Origin of the sequence: Cloacibacterium sp. Arc13, assembly GCF_041431305.1 — a bacterium.
Classification (GTDB): Bacteria; Bacteroidota; Bacteroidia; order Flavobacteriales; family Weeksellaceae; genus Cloacibacterium; species Cloacibacterium caeni_B.
Window position 1 is genome coordinate 234,182 of record NZ_JASMRM010000001.1, and the last position, 18,160, is coordinate 252,341.

Consider the following 18,160-nt stretch of genomic DNA (forward strand, 5'->3'; position numbering starts at 1 on the left):
AAAAAACCTCAATTTTTGGTTGAGGTTTTGGTTATTTTTATTTCAGATTTTGAGTAGAAGCGTCAGTTTTCTTTACGCCATTCCAGCAATGTTTATAAAATTGAATTGTTTGGTTGTCAGATTAAATTCTAAATAAACATTACAATTGCCACCATCGTGCATATCTGATTCATAATATTGATAGCTTTCTAATAAAAAGGAAGTCTTACAAAAGAAACGCGCTTGAATTAGTATTTCATTTCTACTGTTTTTCACTGCAACAATCTGTTTTAGGTATTCATTGAAATTTCTTAATTTTTTATTTTTGAGAAATTCCTTTTGAAAAATTTGATCTAACACTGATAATTCTCGAGTGTTTAAATCGTAATTTGAGTAATCTTGTTGCCATTCACCATTGTCAAAATTCTTATTTAACGTGAAAACAGCATAGTTGGGAAATTTATCCAGGTTAAGATTATTTTTAACAGGTAATGTTGTTTTCTCAATTTTCATTCTATCTGGGTTTTCACCATCAATAAACTCAATAAATCCATTTTTCAAAACTGCTGTTTCTGCGTTATTAAAATCAAGTTTAAAAGGATGAAATTTAATTGAATCCTTATTTATTTTCACTAGTCCTTCAAAAGTTTCATTCTTATTATGATTGGGTTCTCTTAAATTTTCTATAAACGTGTAAGTGCTGTCTGAAAATATTGTTAAAGTTCTTTTAACTACTTTAATGTTATTAAAATTTTGCGTTGCGATTAATAATGTTTCTTTCTGTTTATGGTTTTTTTTATCAAGCTTTGAACAGTTTGAAAAAAATAACAAAAAGGTCATTAAAGTTATTTGAATTAAGATTTTCATAAAATTTTGCCTAACACTCAAATATACAAAAGTTTTAAGAACTTAATATCTCTCTTATTTTCTTTAACTCAAGTTCGAGTCAAAGTCCACTCAAGTTTTAGGTTTGTTCGTGGCTTGTTCGTAATTTATGGTACTTTTCTGAGGCTGATTCGAAGGAAACACGAACAAACCACGAACAAACGTAGAGCAAGACTCCTAAAAGACTGCTTTTTGAGTGCTACTTACTTGGTGAAATTTTTATCAAGAAAAAAGAATATGCACCCAACAAAAAACCCCAACTTGCGTTGAGGTTTTCTTCGAAATTATATTAGAAAAACTATGCTTCTACTTTTTCAGCAGCATGTTTTTTCACGAGGTCTTGTTGTACATTGGCAGGAACTAATTGGTAGTCACTGAATTTCATAGAGAATTTTGCTCTACCTCCTGTTAATGAGCGCAATGTAGAACCGTAATCGTTCATTTCAGCCAATGGAACTTCTGCCATAATTTTTTGATAATGACCTTCGCTATCCATTCCAGAAATCATGGCACGTCTGGTTTGTAAATCTCCCATTACATCACCGGTACATTCGTCTGGAGCTAGAATTTCTACATGATACATAGGTTCTAACAATTGAGGATGCGCATTGTGGAACGCTTCTTTAAACGCGCCAGAAGCTGCCAATTGGAAAGAAATATCATTAGAGTCTACACTGTGCATTTTTCCGTCATATACAGAAACTCTGATGTTTTGGCAGTGTGAACCAGTTAATGGACCTTCTTTTAACTGTTGCATAATTCCTTTTTTAATGGCGCCGATGTAGCGAGAATCTATCGCTCCACCTACGATACACCAGTAGAAAGCAAATTTTCCGCCCCAAGGTAAATCTTCGAATTCTTTGCTTCTAATGTTTACGCCTTCTGGTTCTGGCATTCCTTCGTAGTAATTTTCTACTCTCATGTGAATTTCACCAAACTGACCAGCTCCACCAGATTGTTTTTTGTGTCTGTAATCTGCTTCTGCTTTTCCAGTGATGGTTTCGCGGTAAGAAATTTTAGGATTTTTCATTTCCATTTTCACACCGAAATCTTTTTCGAGACGATATTTTACCAAGTCAAGGTGCAATTGACCTTGTCCTCCTAAAATGGCTTCGTGGGTATCATGGTCTATCTCTACTTTTAAGGTAGGATCTTCTTCTTTAAGTTTATTAAGCGCAGCAAAAAGTTTTTCGGTTTCTGCTGTATTTTCTACGAAAACAGCTTTTCTCAATCTGCTTTCTGGGAATTTCATAGGTTCTATTTTTCTATCAACACCTTTTGTATTGAGGGTATTGTTAGAATGTCCGTTTTTAAGTTTTACGGTAACGCCTAAGTCACCCGCAACTAATTTATCTACGGCGGTTCTCTCTTTTCCTTCTGCTACGAAAATTTGAGAAATTCTTTCAAGTTCACCGTTATTGGCATTAATCAGTTCATCACCTGGTTTTATTTCCCCAGAGAACACTTTGAAATAAGAAACTACGCCAACTTGCGGTTCAGATTGAGTTTTGTAAATGAAAATAGTGGCTTTGTCTGCAGCATTACAAGCTAAAACCTCTCCATTTTCCAGTTTGCTACCAAAACGGTCAGCAGGAGATGGAGCGATATCATCTATAAAGCCCATAATTCTACCAGAGCCCATATCTTTAGCACCAGATGCTACAAATACTGGGAAGAAATCGTGTTTTGCTAGACCAATCATTAAACCTTGTGCCAATTCTTCTTCAGAAAGATTTCCTTCTTCGAAATATTTTTCCATTAATCCTTCTTCGTTTTCGGCAGCCATTTCTACTAGTGCATTGTGCATTTCATTAGCTCTTGCCATTTCAGATTCAGGGATTGGTTTTTTCTCTGGTTTTCCACCAATTGTAGGAAACTCATACATTACCATTCTCAAGGCATCCACAATTTGGTTAAATCCGTCACCAGAATTTAGTGGATACTGAATAGGAATAACTTTGCTTCCAAATCTATTTTTAAGTTGTTCTAAAGTAGTGTCGTAATCAGCTTTTTGATGATCCATCTGATTAATCACGAAAATAGAAGGTGTTTTATAATCTTCTACATATTCCCAAACCAATTCAGTGCCTACTTCTACACCAGCTGCAGCATTTACCATAATCAGTGCAGTATCTGCTACTTTTAAGTTGGCAATTACTTCACCTACGAAATCGTCAAAACCTGGGGTATCTAAAATGTTGATTTTATTTTTTTTCCAATTCACGAACATTTGATGTGAGAAAATCGTGTTTTCGCGTTCGTGTTCTAGGTCGGTATTGTCGGAAACGGTGTTGTGTTGTTCTACAGTTCCTCTTCTTTTGATCGCTCCACCTTCGTAGAGCATGGTTTCTATAAATGTAGTTTTACCGCTTCCTGAATGCCCGAGTAAAACTACGTTACGGAGGTCTTTAGTGTTAGTGCTCATATCTTTTGAGTTTTAAAATTATTTTCATCTATCACATCTGATTTACTAAAATTCAGACGGAATGCACACTGCAATTCCTTATAAGGCGAAAATTTTTAAAATCAAGAATGTCTTAAAAGGCACTTTGAATGTAAAAATTTAGGATACTAAAATTACAAAAGATTTTAATACAATGTAAACTTTGGAACATGATTTTTGAAAGGTCGGGAATTGTGAGGTGATGGAAGCTGGATGTTTGATGTTAAAAAAAAGTAGAAAACATTTCTGTACTTTTTCTAAAAAACTTCTGACTTCTGACTTCTGACTTCCAGCAAAATTAGTTACTTTTATCAAAATTTTAAAGGAAATGGTTTTAAGCAGAATTTGGAGCGCATTTATTATTGTAGCCATTGTAGTGGCAAGTATTAAATATTTATTTAGCGATAACTACAAAGCAATTTATAATGATTTGGTAGTAGGAAAAAGTGGAGACACGGTTCAGATTGCTAAAGTTCCTGTTCAAAAACTTTCTGCGGAAATTCAGAAATCTTTAACCGAAAATCCAGACACCGAACTAGCGAGAATTAATTACAAAAAAGATTCTACCAATCAAGTAGCTGTTTATAGAGTTCAAAAAGCAGATGGTGTAATCTCTACCAGTAAAACTGCGGTAGAAATTTCCCTTGGTTTAATAGGAATTATGACGCTTTTTATGGGTTTTATGAGCATCGCCGAAAAAGCAGGTGGTATCAATTTTCTTTCAAGAATGATTCAACCATTTTTCTCGAAACTTTTCCCTGAAATTCCTAAAAATCACCCTTCTTTCGGTCACATGACGCTTAATTTCGCCGCGAATTTATTAGGTTTAGACAACGCTGCAACGCCTTTTGGTTTAAAAGCCATGGAAAGTTTACAAACCTTAAATCCAGATAAAGACAGAGCTTCTAATGCACAAATTATGTTTCTGTGTCTTCATGCAAGTGGATTAACGCTAATTCCTGTTTCTATTATTGCGATTAGAGCTTCCATGAATTCTGCAACGCCAACTGATATTTTCTTGCCGACTTTAATTGCTACTTTTTGTGCAACCATGGCCGCGATGATTATTGTTTCCATCAAACAAAAAATCAATCTTTTTCAGCCTACACTTTTGGCTTTCGTAGGTGGAATTTCGGCACTCATTGCATTGTTGGTTTGGTTTTTAGTAAGATTGAGCAAAGAAGAATTAGATGATGTGAGTAAACTTATCAGCAATGGAATGATTTTGTTGATTTTCTTTGCAATTATCGCAGGAGCTGTTTACAAAAAAATCAATGTTTTTGATGCGTTTATTGATGGTGCAAAAGAAGGTTTCAATGTCTGCGTAAAGATTATTCCGTATTTGGTAGGAATGCTGATTGCGATTTCTCTTTTGAGAACTTCTGGTGTTTTTGATGTCATTATAGATGGAATGAAATGGTTTGCCCAAATTGCCAATTTAGATACCCGATTTGTTGATGGTTTACCAACGGCTTTAATCAAACCACTTTCTGGTTCAGGAGCAAGAGGAATGATGGTAGACACAATGAATGTTTTTGGCGTAGATTCTTTCCCAGCCAGACTTTCTGGGATTTTACAAGGTAGTTCAGATACTACTTTTTATGTGATTGCAGTGTATTTCGGAGCGGTAGGAATTAAGAACACTCGTTATACAGTTGGTGCCATGCTATTGGCAGATTTAGTGGGAATTGTTACTTCTATTTTAATGGCGTATTTGTTTTTTGGGTAGTATTTTTTCTAAATAAATGAACAAGAGAAGCAGAAATGCTTCTTTTTTTGTAACAAAAAACACCATTCTTCGTCTAATTGAGAAACTTTTCATCCTATGAAAAAAATATTTTCACTCGTATTGCTATCAGCATTTTCTTTAGGGTTTTCTCAGAAGAAATGGAGTTTACAAGAATGTGTAGATTATGCTGTTAAAAATAATTTGCAAGTTATTAGCAATCAATATAATGCAGATATTCAGGCTAAAAATCTAGAAATTTCTAAAAGAGATAAATTGCCTTCAGTTTCGGGTAGTTTTAACAATAATATGAGCTTTGGAACTACGCAAGGTTTCCAAGGAAGTATCGGTAGAAATGATAATTTCAGTAACAGTGCTTCGGTTGGTGCAAATATGCAATTGTACAATAACGGAAGATTGCAGAAATCTGCCGAAAAATCTCAATATGATTTAGAAGCGAGTTTGTTAGATGCAGAACGAGTGAAAAATGATATTTCACTTCAAATTGCACAACAATATTTACAAGTTTTACTGAATAAGGAAGTAAAGAAAATCTCTGATGAAGCCGTAGCAAATGCCGAAAAAGTATTGAGCAGAGCGAAAATTACTACAGAAGTAGGAACCACGCCAAAAACGGTAGAAGCAGAAGCAACTGCAGGTTTAGCAAGAGAAAAACAGCGCCAAAAATCTGCTGAAATAGATATTCAGCGTTCTCTTTTTTCATTAGCGATGTTATTGCAACTAAAAGATTATCAGAACTTTGATGTGCAAGAAGTTCCTTTGCCAAGTTTATTAGACGCACCGCTTAATTCTACAGAAAATATTGTAGAAAAAGCATTTGAAAATCAACCACAAGTAAAAGCTGCTGAAACCAGAATTCTTTCTGCTCAAAAACAAACCGAAATTGCAAAAACTGCTTTTTATCCTTCCGTTTCTGCTTCTGCTGGAATTGGAACCAATTATTTTGATTCTTTAAGTAGAAGTAATGATGGTTTTTTTAAACAATATGGAGATAATTTTGGTCAACAATTAGGCGTTTCTGCAAACATTCCCATTTTTAACAAAGGGATTACCAAATTACAAGTAGAACAGGCTAAAATTTCTGAAAGCATTGCTAAAAACACTTTAGAACAACAAAAAGTAGAAGTTCAGCAAAATGTTCAGCGTGCTTATTTTGATGCCAATGCTAATTATGAAAACTATCTGGCAGCTTTAGAAGCCGAAAAATCGACCAAGTTAGCATTAGAATTTGCCGAGAAAAGTTATGAAGCAGGTAGAGCTACCATTTATGACCTGAACAATGCAAGAAATAATTACATCAATGCGCAAGGTTCTGTTTCTCAAGCGAAATATAATTTTATTTTTAGCACAAAACTGTTGAATTTCTATGCAGGAATTCCGCTTTCGTTGTAATTGAATCGTGAATATTTTCCTTTAGAAAAGTGAATGTCGAATTTTTTTAATGTATATATTTGTAAAAATTCACTCAAAGAAATTCACAGAGAAACGAATTGATTTGAAAAAATTCACTCGAACTAAATGTCTGTTTCCGTTTTAGAAAAATTTTTGCCAGAGAACGCGCTTCCTTATCTCAAAATTTGGTTTGGGAGTTATCCTTGTCATCTTAAAATTACTAAAAACAGAAACAGCAAACTGGGAGATTACCGAAAATTGCCAGATAAATCTCACCAAATTACCGTCAATGGAACACTAGAGCCACAATTGTTTTTCTTTGTGCTTACGCATGAATTGGCGCATCTGATTGCTTTTGAAAAATATGGCAGGAAAATTTCGCCTCATGGTGCAGAATGGAAGCAGACTTTTAGAGAAATGTTGCTAGAAAGTTTGACCGTTTATGCAGAAGATTTACGTCCCATTATTCAGAAATTTTCAAAATCTCCGAAAGCTAATTTTATGGCTTCTCCTGAATTAGTGAAATATTTTCATGTGCCAGAGGAAGATGAGTTATTATATCTAGAAAGCCTTATCGTTGGGGATGTTTTTGTCCTTAAAAATAAAGTTTTCGTAATTGAAGAAACAACAAAAAAGCGCTATCTTTGCCGTAATTTAAAATCTGGGCTAAAATATAAGGTAAATACATTAGCTCGGGTAAGAAAAATCGATGATCAATATGAAAAACAGTAACTACTGCGTAATCATGGCAGGTGGAATTGGTAGCAGATTTTGGCCAATGTCTACTCAGAAATTTCCGAAGCAGTTTCAAGATATTTTAGGAACGGGAAGAACCATGATTCAGCAAACTTTTGACCGAATTAAGCAAATCGTTCCTTCCGAAAATATATACGTAATCACCAATCAGGAGTACGTAGAATTATCTCATCATCAGTTGCCAGAGATTCCTCTAGAAAACATTGTTGGCGAACCTGTGATGAAAAACACAGCAGCCTGTAACATCTACATGGTTAATAAAATTGCAGATAGAGATCCTGATGCAAATGTAATTGTTTTACCAGCTGATCATTTAATTATTAAGGAGAAAACTTTTTTAGAAAAAGTAGAATTAGCTTTTGATTTAGCGAGCAAGCATGACTACCTTATCACACTAGGAATTACACCCACTCGTCCTGATACAGGATATGGTTACATACAATTTATTGAGAAAAAAGAGGAAGAAGTTTTTAAAGTAAAAACTTTTACCGAAAAACCTAGTTTAGAAATTGCTAAAGCTTTTTTAGAAAGTGGAGATTTCCTTTGGAATGCAGGAATTTTTGTATGGAATGTTAAATCAATTCATAAAGCGTTTCAAGAGTTTTTACCAGAAATGACACATGAATTTGATACTTGCGAATATAATAGTGATCAGGAAACTATTTGCATAGAAACCATTTATCCAAAAGTAGAAAAAATCTCTATAGACAATGGAATTTTAGAAAAAGCGAAAAACGTTTATGTTATTCCTGCAGATTTAGGTTGGAGTGATTTAGGAACTTGGACTTCTGTCTACGAGAATGCTGAAAAAGATGAGAACAATAATGCAGTTAAATCTAAGCACGTTCTAACTTATAATTCTAAAGGAAACATCGTCAGACTTAGAAATAATAATAAAGCAGCTATTATAGACGGTTTAGAAAACTACATCGTGGTAGATACAGAGAAAGCTCTCCTGATTTGCCCAATTAGCAATGACCAGTTAATTAAGGACTACGTTTTAGACTTGAAAAACTTTAAAAAAGGAGAAAAATTCATGTAATTTTTATTCTTTAACTTTATAAAAACAAAAAGAGAAACTTATGATAAAGTTTCTCTTTTTTCGTCTATTATAATCAGTTCAAAACCGAAAGTTTCGTCTTCTCTTTTTACCGTTTTAATTTGCTGAGTTAATGCTAACAGTTTTTCTACAAAAAAACTGGTCTCAAAAAACTGTCTGTGAATCGTAGGTAATAATTGCATAAAATAATCACGCCCCACTTTATTATTGTGCAAATCCATTTTTCGTTGTAGAGGCTCATTGGGAAATAAATCTTCGTGCATTTGCGTGATTTTTTCAGTCCAAATTAGCGCTTTTTTCGGGGAAGAAACCTTGCAGCAATACATCATGATTAAACTGTTCCAAAGTGCGTGTCTGAAAGCATTTCCTGTACCGTGTAAACCATGTGTTTTGGGGAACAATTTTTCAGAAATTTTGTACGTTTTGTAGGTTGCGAAAAAGGTAAGAACAGAAAAAATAGGATGACTAAACCCAATAAAAAATAATTTCAAAAGGTTTTTTAAACTTAAGCTTTTTAAGACATTAAAAACAAGTTTAGGTGTCATTCTAAGGGTTTTTCTAAGATTAGTAAGTGTTTTTTTTAAAATGTTTCAAACAAAAATCGTAAAACAATTAAGTTTTACGATTTAAAATTATCTCAGAGAATAAATATTCTATTTATTCATCAATAGTTTCACTGTTTTAGAAACCGTTTCTTTAATTTCAGTTCTTTTTACAATAAAATCTACAAATCCTTTTTCCTGAATAAATTCAGACGTTTGGAAACCTTCTGGTAAATCTCTACCGATGGTTTCTCTAATTACTCTAGGACCTGCAAAACCGATTAAAGCGCCAGGTTCTGCCATGATTACATCTGCAGTCATTGCAAAAGATGCAGTAATTCCACCAAAAGTTGGGTCGCATAAATAAGCAATGTAAGGCAATTTCTTATCAGAAAGTTGAGCCAACTTAGACTGTACTTTTGCTAATTGCATCAAAGAATAAGCCGCTTCTTGCATTCTAGCACCACCAGATTGGCAGATAATCATGTAAGGAAGTTGATGTTCTATACAATAATCTACAGCTCTTCTGATTTTTTCGCCCATTACAGAACCAAGTGAACCCCCGATAAACGCAAAATCCATACAAGAAATCACCATGTCTACACCATTTACGCTTCCTCTTGCATTTCTGATGGAATCTTTAAGTTTTGTTTTAGATTTTACTTCTTTTAATCGGTCTGTATATGCTTTTGTATCTTTAAATTTAAGCATATCTACACTTTCTACATCAGGATGTAATTCTGTGAATTTCCCTTCGTCAAAAAGTATATCGTAGAACTCTGCGCTTCCTATTCTCACGTGGAAACCGTCTTCTGGAGAAACGTAATTATTTCTCTTAAGCTCGTCATGTTCTACAATCTTACCAGAAGGAGTTTGATGCCAAAGACCTTTTGGAACGTCTTTTTTCTCTTCGGTTCCTGTGGTAATATTTTTTTTCTTTCTTTTAAACCAATCAAAAGCCATAGTTATTTATTTAAGGTTAAAATTGAGGTTTCGAATTTAGTGAAATCTTTGATTTTAGCCTAATGTATTTACGTTATTTAAATCTTCAAAGGCTTTTACCAATCTATTTACGAAAGTTTCTTCTCCTTTTCTAATCCAAACTCTTGGGTCATAGAATTTTTTGTTTGGTTTTTCTTCACCTTCTGGATTACCAATTTGAGTTCTTAAATACTCGATATTAGAATTCATATAATCTCTAATTCCCTCTGTGTAAGCAAACTGAAGGTCTGTATCGATGTTCATTTTGATAACACCATAAGAAATCGCTTCTCTAATTTCTTCTAATGTAGAACCAGAACCACCGTGGAATACGAAATTTACTGGTTTTTCAGAAGTTCCGAATTTTTCTTGTACATATTTTTGAGAATTGTCTAAGATTTTCGGAGTTAATTTCACGTTTCCTGGTTTGTAAACACCGTGAACGTTACCAAAAGCTGCAGCGATCGTAAATTCTGGAGAAATAGCTTTTAATCTTTCATAAGCGTATGCTACTTCGTCTGGCTGAGTATATAATTTAGAAGAATCTACATCTGAGTTGTCTACACCATCTTCTTCACCACCAGTTACTCCTAATTCTATTTCTAGAGTCATTCCCATTTTAGCCATTCTTTCGAAATATTTAGTAGAAATGTCTAAATTTTCTTCAATTGGTTCTTCTGATAAATCTAGCATGTGAGAAGAGAACAATGACTTACCAAAAGCTTTGTAATGCTCTTCGCTTGCGTCTAATAATCCATCAATCCAAGGAAGTAATTTTTTAGCACAGTGGTCTGTGTGAAGAATTACGGTAGCTCCATAAGCTTCTGCAAGGGTATGAATATGTCTAGCTCCTGCAATTCCTCCTAGGATTGCAGATTTTTGATTTTCAGTACTAAGGCTTTTTCCTGCGTTAAATGCAGCTCCTCCGTTTGAAAACTGAATAATTACTGGAGCGTTTAATTTAACTGCTGTTTCCATAGTAGCGTTTATGTTACTAGAACCTACTACGTTTACTGCAGGAAGTGCGTAATTATTTTCTTTTGCGTGTGCAAAAATTTCTGATACTAATGAACCTGTGGCAACACCTGCCGGAAATTTTCTGCTCATTTTCTTTTGTTTTATTATTGATTGTTAAATGTAAATTTCGAAATGTAAATTTAGTGAATTTTATGCTATTAATACTAATTTCTTTTGTCTTTGCCCCACAGTAATTTCTGCCTTAAAGTTTTGAAAAAGCTCAAGTCTTTTGGGTGCATTAAGATCAATTGGAAGTCGGCTTTTTTTACCGTAATCACATCATCATTTTTCATGTGATAGAGTCTAGAATCTAGAGAAAGAGAATATTGTGGAACTCTGCTTTCGACTTTTAAGGTAATTTCTATATCGTCTCTTAAAACAATTGGTCTCACATTAAGATTATGAGGCGCAATTGGCGTAAGTGAAAGAATTCCGTTTCCTGGTGAAATGATAGGTCCGCCACAACTCAATGAATATGCGGTAGAACCAGTAGGTGTAGAAATAATTAACCCATCTCCCCAATAATAGGTTAGAAACTGGTCGTTAATATGCGTTTCTATGGTAATCATAGAAGTGGTTTCGTTTCTAGAAACGCTCAAGTCATTTAGTGCATACGGAAAATCAATAGGAGTGCCAGAAGAAGTAACGTGCAAAACGCTTCTTTTGCTCAAATTCATTTCTTTGGTGATGATTTCGTCTATGTGACTGAAGATTTCTTCTTTAGAAAAACTTGCCAAAAACCCTAATCTACCCGTGTTTACACCGATGATAGGAATTTCTAATTCTTTGATAAAGTTTAAGGCATTTAGAATGGTTCCGTCTCCACCAAAACTGAAGAAAAAATCTATTTTTTCTTGTTTTACATCTTCGTAGTTAGAAAAAGTAGAAAACTCTTTAGAAAATTCTAAATCTTTGAAGAGCTGTTCATATATAATAGCTTTTACACCTCTTTTGCTAAGTTCTGATATAAACTTACTTAAGTATAAAAATGTATCTAAGTCTTTTTTCTGTGAATAAATGGCAGCTTTCAAAATAAATCTTTTTATAAACTCAAAAATACATTAAAATTCTAAATATTTTTGAAAATATTGATATCGGTCTTTGATGAGGTCTTCTTTTTCGTCGTTATAAAATTTATGAACTACGTGATAACCAAATCGGTCGAAGGTTTCGTCTATAGAACTTAAATTATCATGATTAATTTTCATGGTAACTTGTATTACATCATCATTTACATGACTGATGAACGCTCCGTAAAATTTAGAATTGTTGCTTTCTACAATTTTGGCAATTTCAGTCATTGAAAACGATTTTAAGTTGGTTTCTACCGTTAAAACCGCTCCGTTTTCAGAAAATAAAGGATATTTCGACAGTTCATTAAAAACATCATCGTAAGCAATGTATCCTAGATATTCTTCATTTTTATTGATAATGGGAATAATATTAGCGTTAAAAGTATAGAATAATTTTACAGTGTCTAATATGGTTCCGCCTTCTAAAATAGCAAAACGTTCGATGTGAATAAGGAGTTCTTCTAAATTCATATCAGGGTTTTCTTCCAAAAATTCTTTGCAGATTCCTCCCAAAAAAAGATTGTTCTTTTGCACAAAAATATGGGTGAAACCAAATTCCGAGGCTATTTCTAGTGCTTCTTCTGCTGATGAATCAACTTCAAAAGCGGGAAAATCTTTGGATATATATTCAGAAATTAACATGTTGCAAAGGTAATTAATTCTTATCAATCAGCTAAATGACGGAAATCATAAAAAATTTTCAAACATTTTTGAATTTTATTGAAAAAAAATTTTATCTTTGTCACCTTTCATTTTTACTTTTTATTAGATTTATTTCAAACTGCATTGCTTCTTAAGGGGTTATGCAGTTTTTTTATGTAAAAATGCTAGCTTTTTTTCTTTCTCAGAAAAATTAGTCCTCCTAGAATAATAGCACCACCTATTCCTTGCAAAAAAGTAAAACTTTCTCCGTCAATTATTCCCCAAGCAACCGCTACAATTGGCATTAATAAAGTTACAGTAGACGCAAATAGTGGATTAGAAACGCTCATTAATCTATATTGTAACATCATGGCTAGTCCAGTTCCGAAGATAGATAAAGTCGCTACAAATCCTAATCCTATCATGTTTTCTCTTGTAAAAGAAAACTCGTGGAAGAAATTTGAGAAATATAAAGCCAATAAAGACGGTAAAAACAAGACGTAGAAAAATACAAATGAGGAAAGAAGTTTTGCAGGAATGTGGGTGAGTTTTGCGCCAACTGTAGTTACGCTTACAGCGTATAAGAAAGCAGCAAAAAGCAACAGTCCGATGTAAAATAAGTGTTCTGTATTATTGTCATGCCCTGAATTCATTAATAAAATCACCCCAAAGAAACTGATGACAATTCCTAAAATTTGTCGAGGAGTGGTTTTGGTTTTCCAAAATGCAGCACCTACTATAATCACAAAAAGTGGCATCGTAGAATTGATAATTCCGGCAATACTGCTGCTGACTTTGGTTTCCGCAATAGGGAATAAGAACATGGGAATAAAATTTCCACAAAGTGCTGCTATAATCAACCATTTTAGATGTGATTTAGGGAACTTTTTGATGTTCAATAAAGCAATCGGCGAGAGTAAAACCCCAGAAATAAGAACTCTAAGCGCTCCTACTTGATATGGATTAAAGTGTTCCAGCGATTTTTTTATCAAAATAAAAGAAGAGCCCCAAATCAAAGAGAGCAATATTAATAAAATCCATTTTTCTTTTTCAGGGTTCATATTTTTTTTAATTTTTTTGGCGCCAATTTCCTCGTTCCGCTCTCGCTTTTTTAAAATTTATAAATTTTAAAAAGAGCTCCGCTCAACTCGGGGCGCAATTTCTTTATCATTTTACGTTCTCGTCTGAGAAATTTTGTTTTAAAATTTTCAGAAACTCCCTTTTAGGAATTTCTTTAGCGCCTAAAGAAGCTAAATGCTCAGTGTAAACTTGGCAATCAATCAACTGATACTGACTTTTATATTTTTCTACAAAATAAATAAAACCCGCTTTACTAGCATTGCTCACTTTGGCAAACATGCTTTCTCCACAGAATATGTGACCTAAATCTACTCCATATAAACCTCCCACTAATTCATCATTTTCCCAAACTTCTATGCTTTTGGCTTTTCCAAATCGGTGAAGAGTGCTGTAAGATTTTATCATCTCATCGGTTATCCATGTTCCATCTTGACCTTTTCTTTCTGCGGCTTGGCAGTTTTTCATCACTTCTTCGAAACATTTGTTTTCAGTAAAAGTAAATTTTTCCTCTCTCAGAATCTTTTTCATGGATTTAGAAATTTTCAAATCTTCTGGAAACAATACGAATCTAGGATCGGGACACCACCACAAAATATCGTCTTCAGGATTAAACCATGGGAAAATCCCGTTTTGATAAGCAAACCAGATTCTTTCTGGAGATAAATCTCCGCCCATTGCCAGTAATCCTCCTTCAAAATCATACAAAGCAGGGTCTGGAAAAGCAATTTCTTCGGAATCTAGTAGAAACATATCTTATTTTAAAAACGAAATCCCACTTATTAAAGTAGGATTTCAAATGTATAAAATTTCTATTATTTTAGAAAGGTAAATCGTCATCACCTTCGTCTGCGAAAGGATTTTCATTAGTAGTAGCTGGAGTAGCCACTGCAGATGGAGCAGCATAAGTAGGTTGTGCACCGTTATCTGCTACTTTTTCTAATCTCCAAGCTGTAATAGAGTTGAAATATTTTACTTCACCTTGTGGGTTAGTCCACTCTCTACCTCTAATATTGATTCCTAATTTTACAGTTTCGCCTTCAGAAACATTATCTAATAAATTAATTTTATCTGATAAAAATTCTATTGAAATAGGCTGAGGATATTGTTCCTGAGTCAATAAAACCATTTCTCTTTTTTGAAAACCGCTTGCAAAAGTCTGGGTATCAAATATTTTCTTAACCGTTCCTTGTAATTCCATATCTATTAATCTTAAAGTTGTAAAAGTAATAAAAACAGAAACAAAAATCTAATTTCTAAGTTTTTTTTTCAAAAAATAAAAATTTTCAAAAAAAAATTGTGAACATTAGGAAAAAGTTTCTATATTTGCACTCACAAAAAACGAACAAAGTTCTTTAAATATTAGCGGATGTGGTGTAATTGGTAGCCACGCCAGACTTAGGATCTGGTGCCGTGAGGCGTGGGGGTTCGAGTCCCTTCATCCGCACACGAAATAGAAATGCGAAAATAGCTCAGCTGGTAGAGCACAACCTTGCCAAGGTTGGGGTCGCGGGTTCGAATCCCGTTTTTCGCTCTCCATTTTGCCCTGGTGGTGGAACTGGTAGACACGCAGGACTTAAAATCCTGTGTCCGCAAGGACGTACGGGTTCAAGTCCCGTCTGGGGTACATTAAACCGCTGTTAATTGTTTGATTTTCAGCGGTTTATTCTTTTTAATGGGGCGTTTGTCCCGAAAATGTTCCTAAAAACTGAATTGTAGTTTAAAAATTCCGTGCATTTTTTCGCTCGATTTCCTCCCCTTTTTTCTACTCTAATTGTGCAAATTCCAAGTTTATCAGTGAAAACGGTCATTTTTGATTTTAAACTTTTGCCCTGTTTATGGGGGTTTTCTGTGTGGAAAATGCACAATCAAAAAATGTCCCGAATTTCTCAATTATTTTGGTCATAATTTCACGGTGTAAATTGTCATTTTTCGGGACGGTTTTATAATACCTTTCTTTGTTTTCCCTCCAAGAGTTTCGGCTCATTTCCTCCCTTACATATTCCCAAAATCCGACCTTTTTGCAGTTGGATATAAAACGCACCTCATCGGGCTTTAATCCTTTCAAATTTGGCTCTGAATTGATTATTAATATTTGCTCCCATTCTCTCAATATGGTTTCCGCTAATCGGCTGTAAGTTTCCAATTTCAGTAAGTCGTTTGCGTTATGGATTCCGTATGTTTTAATATTTTTCCCCTGTTTGGTCTTTATCTCAAACCTCAATGTATTTGAATTAATTCCGTATTCGGGAAAATCTGCAAACTGCAAACCTTTGGCGTATGCTTTTAAAAATTTGTAGGTGGTTGCATCGGTCTTTTTGAAATATGGAAAATCCCCGACTTTAAAAGGTGTTTTTTTGTAGAATAAAATCCCATTGATGAGGTTTTTAATATCGGTTTCGGGTATTATGTTTAATCCAAATTCAAGATTGCAGACTTTCAGGGCTTCCAATTCCTCCGCTTTTATTCCAAGATAGGTAAGAATATCCGAAACGGATTTTATACAGTTTTCGGGCGGTAAATCGTCCCCATTGTGGCGGTATTCGTTAAAATGATAATGTGGACTAATATTGATTTCCAAATGTCCATAACCGACCACCTCCCCATTTTCGACCGCTTTGCGAAAATCTAAACTCAATTTGATTCCAAAATCTTTGTGCATCAATGAATGATAATAATTGTTTTTTGGTTTGCATCCGACAAAATCAGGGTGTAATAACATCCTGTTTATTATCTGCAAATCTGTCGTTAAAAACTTAGTATTATCTAACATCGTATTAAAAAAATGGACTGCTATTGCAATCCGTTTTGTTCATTTTCCCCGTTTTCTTCGTGTCGGGTTCGTATGTGTCGAATGATGACAAAAAGCCGTATATCAGGCGTTTTTGATTGTTCCGTATTTATGAAGTCATCAAACGCCTTTTTTTGCTCTTTTGTGGGTTCATCGGGCAAACCATCCCGATAAATTACGGTTCGGGTTTTTACCATAATCGAATTACTCAAACCATTTTTAAGTTTTAACGCCTCCTTTTTGTCCCCTCTGACTATTGCGTTTACAATTCCTTTTTTGCTCATCATCCTAATTTTTCAATTAATCTATTTGCGAGTTTTTCGATTTCGTCCTCTGACAATCGGGAAATTAATTTGGCATCATCCGCATACGCTCCGAGATACTTCAATAGCATATCCATTGCACGAAGTCGCACCGTTTCATTTTTCCCCTCTGTCGCTATTTGCTTCACGAGTTTAACGACATCCGAAACACTTAACTCCGCTTTTTCGAGGGCTTCGCTCTGCATCCGCTCAATTTCTTTTCTGATTTCAACATTTTTCAACAATCTTTGTCCTGTGCTGTATGCTGTTTTGTCAGAATATCCCGCTTTTTTTGCGGATTCTGTGGCGTTCCCTGTTTTGACATATTCGGAAACAAATATTTTCTGTTTGTGTGTCATATTCTGAAAGTCTGCCTTTAACTCACTTTGATAATTTTTTGCAAATTTTCCCCATAAATAGGCGGTTTGTTTAATTCTGCCTTTCACTCATTAAAAGACTGCCTTAAACCGACCTAACAAAAATCACTCATCAAATAGCGTTAATAATTCATCTATTTTGTCAGTCAATTCCATTCCCTCGCTGTGGAAACGCTCCATTTTTTCTGCTTCGATTTCTTTGGCTCTCATTGGGCTTATTTCCCCTTTTCTTTGATACATCTTTTCGATTTTTTCCGTTGGTGTTATGGTTTCATCTAAAAGCATATTGATATAATCCAATTCCTCTGACGGTTTCCGCTTCCATATTTCGGACATCTGCAAACGTTCGTTTAATGGTATTTCCTCCCTGTTTACGAGCTCCAAATATTGCTCCTCTGTCAAACTCCAAACTTTATACTCTAATTGGGAGGGTTCGTTGTTTGGTCGGTCGCTTTGGTAGTCTTTAACTAACTTTTCTACAATGTTTTTTGCAGAGTAGAAACAAACTATATCCCTGTCATTGTTGGTTAATTTTACCTCATCCAAATCGACCGTTAAGACATCCGTACCCTCTTTAATTTCAAAATCAGGGAACGCCTCAAAGGTTTTCTTAATGCTTTCCGCTACACTCATCGGGAGCGTTGGAAAATTGTTTTTTAAGTAGGTTAGCATCCTTTTTTGTGCTATGTTCAAATTTTGTGTGTCCATTGTGAAAAATTTATTTTGATTAAAAATTAATTGCTGTTTATCGGGTTTTATTGTTGGTAACTGCTTCCAAGATTTCCGAGTGTTTATACCTAATTCGGTTTCCTATTCTGTAACCTGTAATAATTCCCTTTTTCTCCCAATCTATTACGGTTGGAAGTGTTACTCCTAAAATATTTGCGGTCTCCCTCCGTGTTATTAAATTGTTATTTTCGGGCGTGGATGGTTCGGGGACGGTTTGCCCTGTCAATACATTTGTGAGCGTGTCCAATTTTTCTGCGAGGGCGGTAATGTCCAAACCGTTTACCTCAATTTTTACTGTATTCATTTTGCTATGATTTTACTTTGTTGGGACAATAATAGAGCAAAAAAAAACGGACAAAATCCAAAG

19 protein-coding genes and 3 tRNA genes are annotated in these 18,160 nt (G+C 34.4%); 7 read left to right on the top strand and 15 right to left on the bottom strand.

The genetic code is table 11. The features are described 5' to 3' along the window. Positions 1–72: 72 nt before the first annotated feature. Both QO190_RS01155 and QO190_RS01160 read right to left on the bottom strand, forming a co-directional pair. Entirely contained in the window at positions 73–846 is a 774-nt protein-coding gene (locus QO190_RS01155; RefSeq protein ID WP_371460866.1) for a hypothetical protein, read from the bottom strand. A 316-nt stretch (positions 847–1,162) separates the two neighbouring features. Continuing rightward, positions 1,163–3,289: an elongation factor G gene (locus tag QO190_RS01160; RefSeq protein ID WP_371460867.1), complete on the bottom strand. Its 2,127-nt coding sequence runs from the start codon at positions 3,287–3,289 to the stop codon at positions 1,163–1,165. 346 nt (positions 3,290–3,635) lie between these two features. Between QO190_RS01160 and QO190_RS01165 the strand changes: the two genes are divergently transcribed. The 4 genes from QO190_RS01165 (at position 3,636) to QO190_RS01180 (ending at position 8,244) form a co-directional block, all read left to right on the top strand. Next, positions 3,636–5,036 (top strand): nucleoside recognition domain-containing protein, encoded by a 1,401-nt coding sequence (locus tag QO190_RS01165; protein WP_069799765.1) that lies wholly within the window; start codon positions 3,636–3,638, stop codon positions 5,034–5,036. A 96-nt stretch (positions 5,037–5,132) separates the two neighbouring features. After that, positions 5,133–6,446, top strand: coding sequence for a TolC family protein (locus QO190_RS01170; RefSeq protein ID WP_371460868.1), 1,314 nt, complete (start codon positions 5,133–5,135; stop codon positions 6,444–6,446). Between the two features lie 126 nt (positions 6,447–6,572). Further along, positions 6,573–7,178 (top strand): SprT-like domain-containing protein, encoded by a 606-nt coding sequence (locus QO190_RS01175; RefSeq protein WP_371460869.1) that lies wholly within the window; start codon positions 6,573–6,575, stop codon positions 7,176–7,178. Continuing rightward, entirely contained in the window at positions 7,165–8,244 is a 1,080-nt protein-coding gene (locus QO190_RS01180; RefSeq protein WP_371460871.1) for a mannose-1-phosphate guanylyltransferase, read from the top strand. The genes QO190_RS01175 and QO190_RS01180 overlap by 14 nt, the downstream gene beginning before the upstream one ends. A gap of 38 nt (positions 8,245–8,282) precedes the next feature. Here QO190_RS01180 and QO190_RS01185 read toward each other — a convergent pair whose 3' ends face one another. From QO190_RS01185 to QO190_RS01220, 8 genes are all read right to left on the bottom strand, one after another. After that, positions 8,283–8,753: a hypothetical protein gene (locus QO190_RS01185; protein WP_371481225.1), complete on the bottom strand. Its 471-nt coding sequence runs from the start codon at positions 8,751–8,753 to the stop codon at positions 8,283–8,285. 162 nt (positions 8,754–8,915) lie between these two features. Next, positions 8,916–9,767 (bottom strand): acetyl-CoA carboxylase, carboxyltransferase subunit beta, encoded by an 852-nt coding sequence (gene accD / locus QO190_RS01190; RefSeq protein WP_069799756.1) that lies wholly within the window; start codon positions 9,765–9,767, stop codon positions 8,916–8,918. Between the two features lie 54 nt (positions 9,768–9,821). Further along, entirely contained in the window at positions 9,822–10,892 is a 1,071-nt protein-coding gene (gene fbaA / locus QO190_RS01195) for a class II fructose-bisphosphate aldolase (protein ID WP_213190175.1), read from the bottom strand. A 74-nt stretch (positions 10,893–10,966) separates the two neighbouring features. Continuing rightward, the gene (locus QO190_RS01200) at positions 10,967–11,833 is read right to left on the bottom strand and encodes an NAD kinase (RefSeq protein WP_371460873.1); all 867 of its coding nucleotides are present in this window, start codon (positions 11,831–11,833) and stop codon (positions 10,967–10,969) included. Positions 11,834–11,863: 30 nt separating this feature from the next. Then, complete coding sequence (locus QO190_RS01205; RefSeq protein ID WP_371460875.1) at positions 11,864–12,517, bottom strand: CBS domain-containing protein; 654 nt, start codon at positions 12,515–12,517, stop codon at positions 11,864–11,866. A 185-nt stretch (positions 12,518–12,702) separates the two neighbouring features. Further along, positions 12,703–13,578, bottom strand: coding sequence for a DMT family transporter (locus tag QO190_RS01210; RefSeq protein ID WP_371460876.1), 876 nt, complete (start codon positions 13,576–13,578; stop codon positions 12,703–12,705). 106 nt (positions 13,579–13,684) lie between these two features. Next, entirely contained in the window at positions 13,685–14,347 is a 663-nt protein-coding gene (gene aat, locus QO190_RS01215) for a leucyl/phenylalanyl-tRNA--protein transferase (RefSeq protein WP_371460877.1), read from the bottom strand. A 67-nt stretch (positions 14,348–14,414) separates the two neighbouring features. Continuing rightward, entirely contained in the window at positions 14,415–14,795 is a 381-nt protein-coding gene (locus tag QO190_RS01220; RefSeq protein ID WP_213197088.1) for a DUF3127 domain-containing protein, read from the bottom strand. Positions 14,796–14,959: 164 nt separating this feature from the next. On the opposite strand from QO190_RS01220, the gene QO190_RS01225 reads away from it, so the two are divergent. The 3 genes from QO190_RS01225 (at position 14,960) to QO190_RS01235 (ending at position 15,221) form a co-directional block, all read left to right on the top strand. Further along, positions 14,960–15,041: transfer RNA gene (locus QO190_RS01225), tRNA-Leu, on the top strand. A gap of 14 nt (positions 15,042–15,055) precedes the next feature. Continuing rightward, a tRNA-Gly gene (locus QO190_RS01230) sits at positions 15,056–15,128 on the top strand. Positions 15,129–15,137: 9 nt separating this feature from the next. Next, positions 15,138–15,221: transfer RNA gene (locus QO190_RS01235), tRNA-Leu, on the top strand. A 192-nt stretch (positions 15,222–15,413) separates the two neighbouring features. Here the strand turns inward: QO190_RS01235 and QO190_RS01240 are convergent. The 5 genes from QO190_RS01240 to QO190_RS01260 are packed head-to-tail and all read right to left on the bottom strand — an operon-like array spanning position 15,414 to position 18,097. Further along, positions 15,414–16,367: a hypothetical protein gene (locus QO190_RS01240; protein ID WP_371481227.1), complete on the bottom strand. Its 954-nt coding sequence runs from the start codon at positions 16,365–16,367 to the stop codon at positions 15,414–15,416. Positions 16,368–16,387: 20 nt separating this feature from the next. After that, positions 16,388–16,669 (bottom strand): hypothetical protein, encoded by a 282-nt coding sequence (locus tag QO190_RS01245; RefSeq protein ID WP_371460881.1) that lies wholly within the window; start codon positions 16,667–16,669, stop codon positions 16,388–16,390. Then, positions 16,669–17,133: a terminase small subunit gene (locus tag QO190_RS01250; RefSeq protein WP_371481229.1), complete on the bottom strand. Its 465-nt coding sequence runs from the start codon at positions 17,131–17,133 to the stop codon at positions 16,669–16,671. Before QO190_RS01250 ends, QO190_RS01245 begins: the two co-directional genes overlap by 1 nt. 36 nt (positions 17,134–17,169) lie before the next feature. After that, positions 17,170–17,772, bottom strand: coding sequence for a hypothetical protein (locus QO190_RS01255; protein WP_371460884.1), 603 nt, complete (start codon positions 17,770–17,772; stop codon positions 17,170–17,172). 37 nt (positions 17,773–17,809) lie between these two features. Beyond that, positions 17,810–18,097, bottom strand: a complete 288-nt coding sequence (locus QO190_RS01260) for a helix-turn-helix domain-containing protein (protein ID WP_371460886.1) — start codon at positions 18,095–18,097, stop codon at positions 17,810–17,812. Between the last annotated feature and the right edge of the window lie 63 nt (positions 18,098–18,160).

Excerpts from the sequence above, each read along its gene's own strand:
- QO190_RS01155 (WP_371460866.1), bottom strand. The coding sequence starts at position 846 with ATGAAAATCTTAATTCAAATAACTTTAATGACCTTTTTGTTATTTTTT.
- QO190_RS01160 (WP_371460867.1), bottom strand. The coding sequence starts at position 3,289 with ATGAGCACTAACACTAAAGACCTCCGTAACGTAGTTTTACTCGGGCAT.
- QO190_RS01165 (WP_069799765.1), top strand. The coding sequence starts at position 3,636 with ATGGTTTTAAGCAGAATTTGGAGCGCATTTATTATTGTAGCCATTGTA.
- QO190_RS01170 (WP_371460868.1), top strand. The coding sequence starts at position 5,133 with ATGAAAAAAATATTTTCACTCGTATTGCTATCAGCATTTTCTTTAGGG.
- QO190_RS01175 (WP_371460869.1), top strand. The coding sequence starts at position 6,573 with ATGTCTGTTTCCGTTTTAGAAAAATTTTTGCCAGAGAACGCGCTTCCT.
- QO190_RS01180 (WP_371460871.1), top strand. The coding sequence starts at position 7,165 with ATGAAAAACAGTAACTACTGCGTAATCATGGCAGGTGGAATTGGTAGC.
- accD (WP_069799756.1), bottom strand. The coding sequence starts at position 9,767 with ATGGCTTTTGATTGGTTTAAAAGAAAGAAAAAAAATATTACCACAGGA.
- fbaA (WP_213190175.1), bottom strand. The coding sequence starts at position 10,892 with ATGAGCAGAAAATTTCCGGCAGGTGTTGCCACAGGTTCATTAGTATCA.
- QO190_RS01205 (WP_371460875.1), bottom strand. The coding sequence starts at position 12,517 with ATGTTAATTTCTGAATATATATCCAAAGATTTTCCCGCTTTTGAAGTT.
- QO190_RS01210 (WP_371460876.1), bottom strand. The coding sequence starts at position 13,578 with ATGAACCCTGAAAAAGAAAAATGGATTTTATTAATATTGCTCTCTTTG.
- aat (WP_371460877.1), bottom strand. The coding sequence starts at position 14,347 with ATGTTTCTACTAGATTCCGAAGAAATTGCTTTTCCAGACCCTGCTTTG.
- QO190_RS01220 (WP_213197088.1), bottom strand. The coding sequence starts at position 14,795 with ATGGAATTACAAGGAACGGTTAAGAAAATATTTGATACCCAGACTTTT.
- QO190_RS01240 (WP_371481227.1), bottom strand. The coding sequence starts at position 16,367 with ATGTTAGATAATACTAAGTTTTTAACGACAGATTTGCAGATAATAAAC.
- QO190_RS01245 (WP_371460881.1), bottom strand. The coding sequence starts at position 16,669 with ATGAGCAAAAAAGGAATTGTAAACGCAATAGTCAGAGGGGACAAAAAG.
- QO190_RS01255 (WP_371460884.1), bottom strand. The coding sequence starts at position 17,772 with ATGGACACACAAAATTTGAACATAGCACAAAAAAGGATGCTAACCTAC.
- QO190_RS01260 (WP_371460886.1), bottom strand. The coding sequence starts at position 18,097 with ATGAATACAGTAAAAATTGAGGTAAACGGTTTGGACATTACCGCCCTC.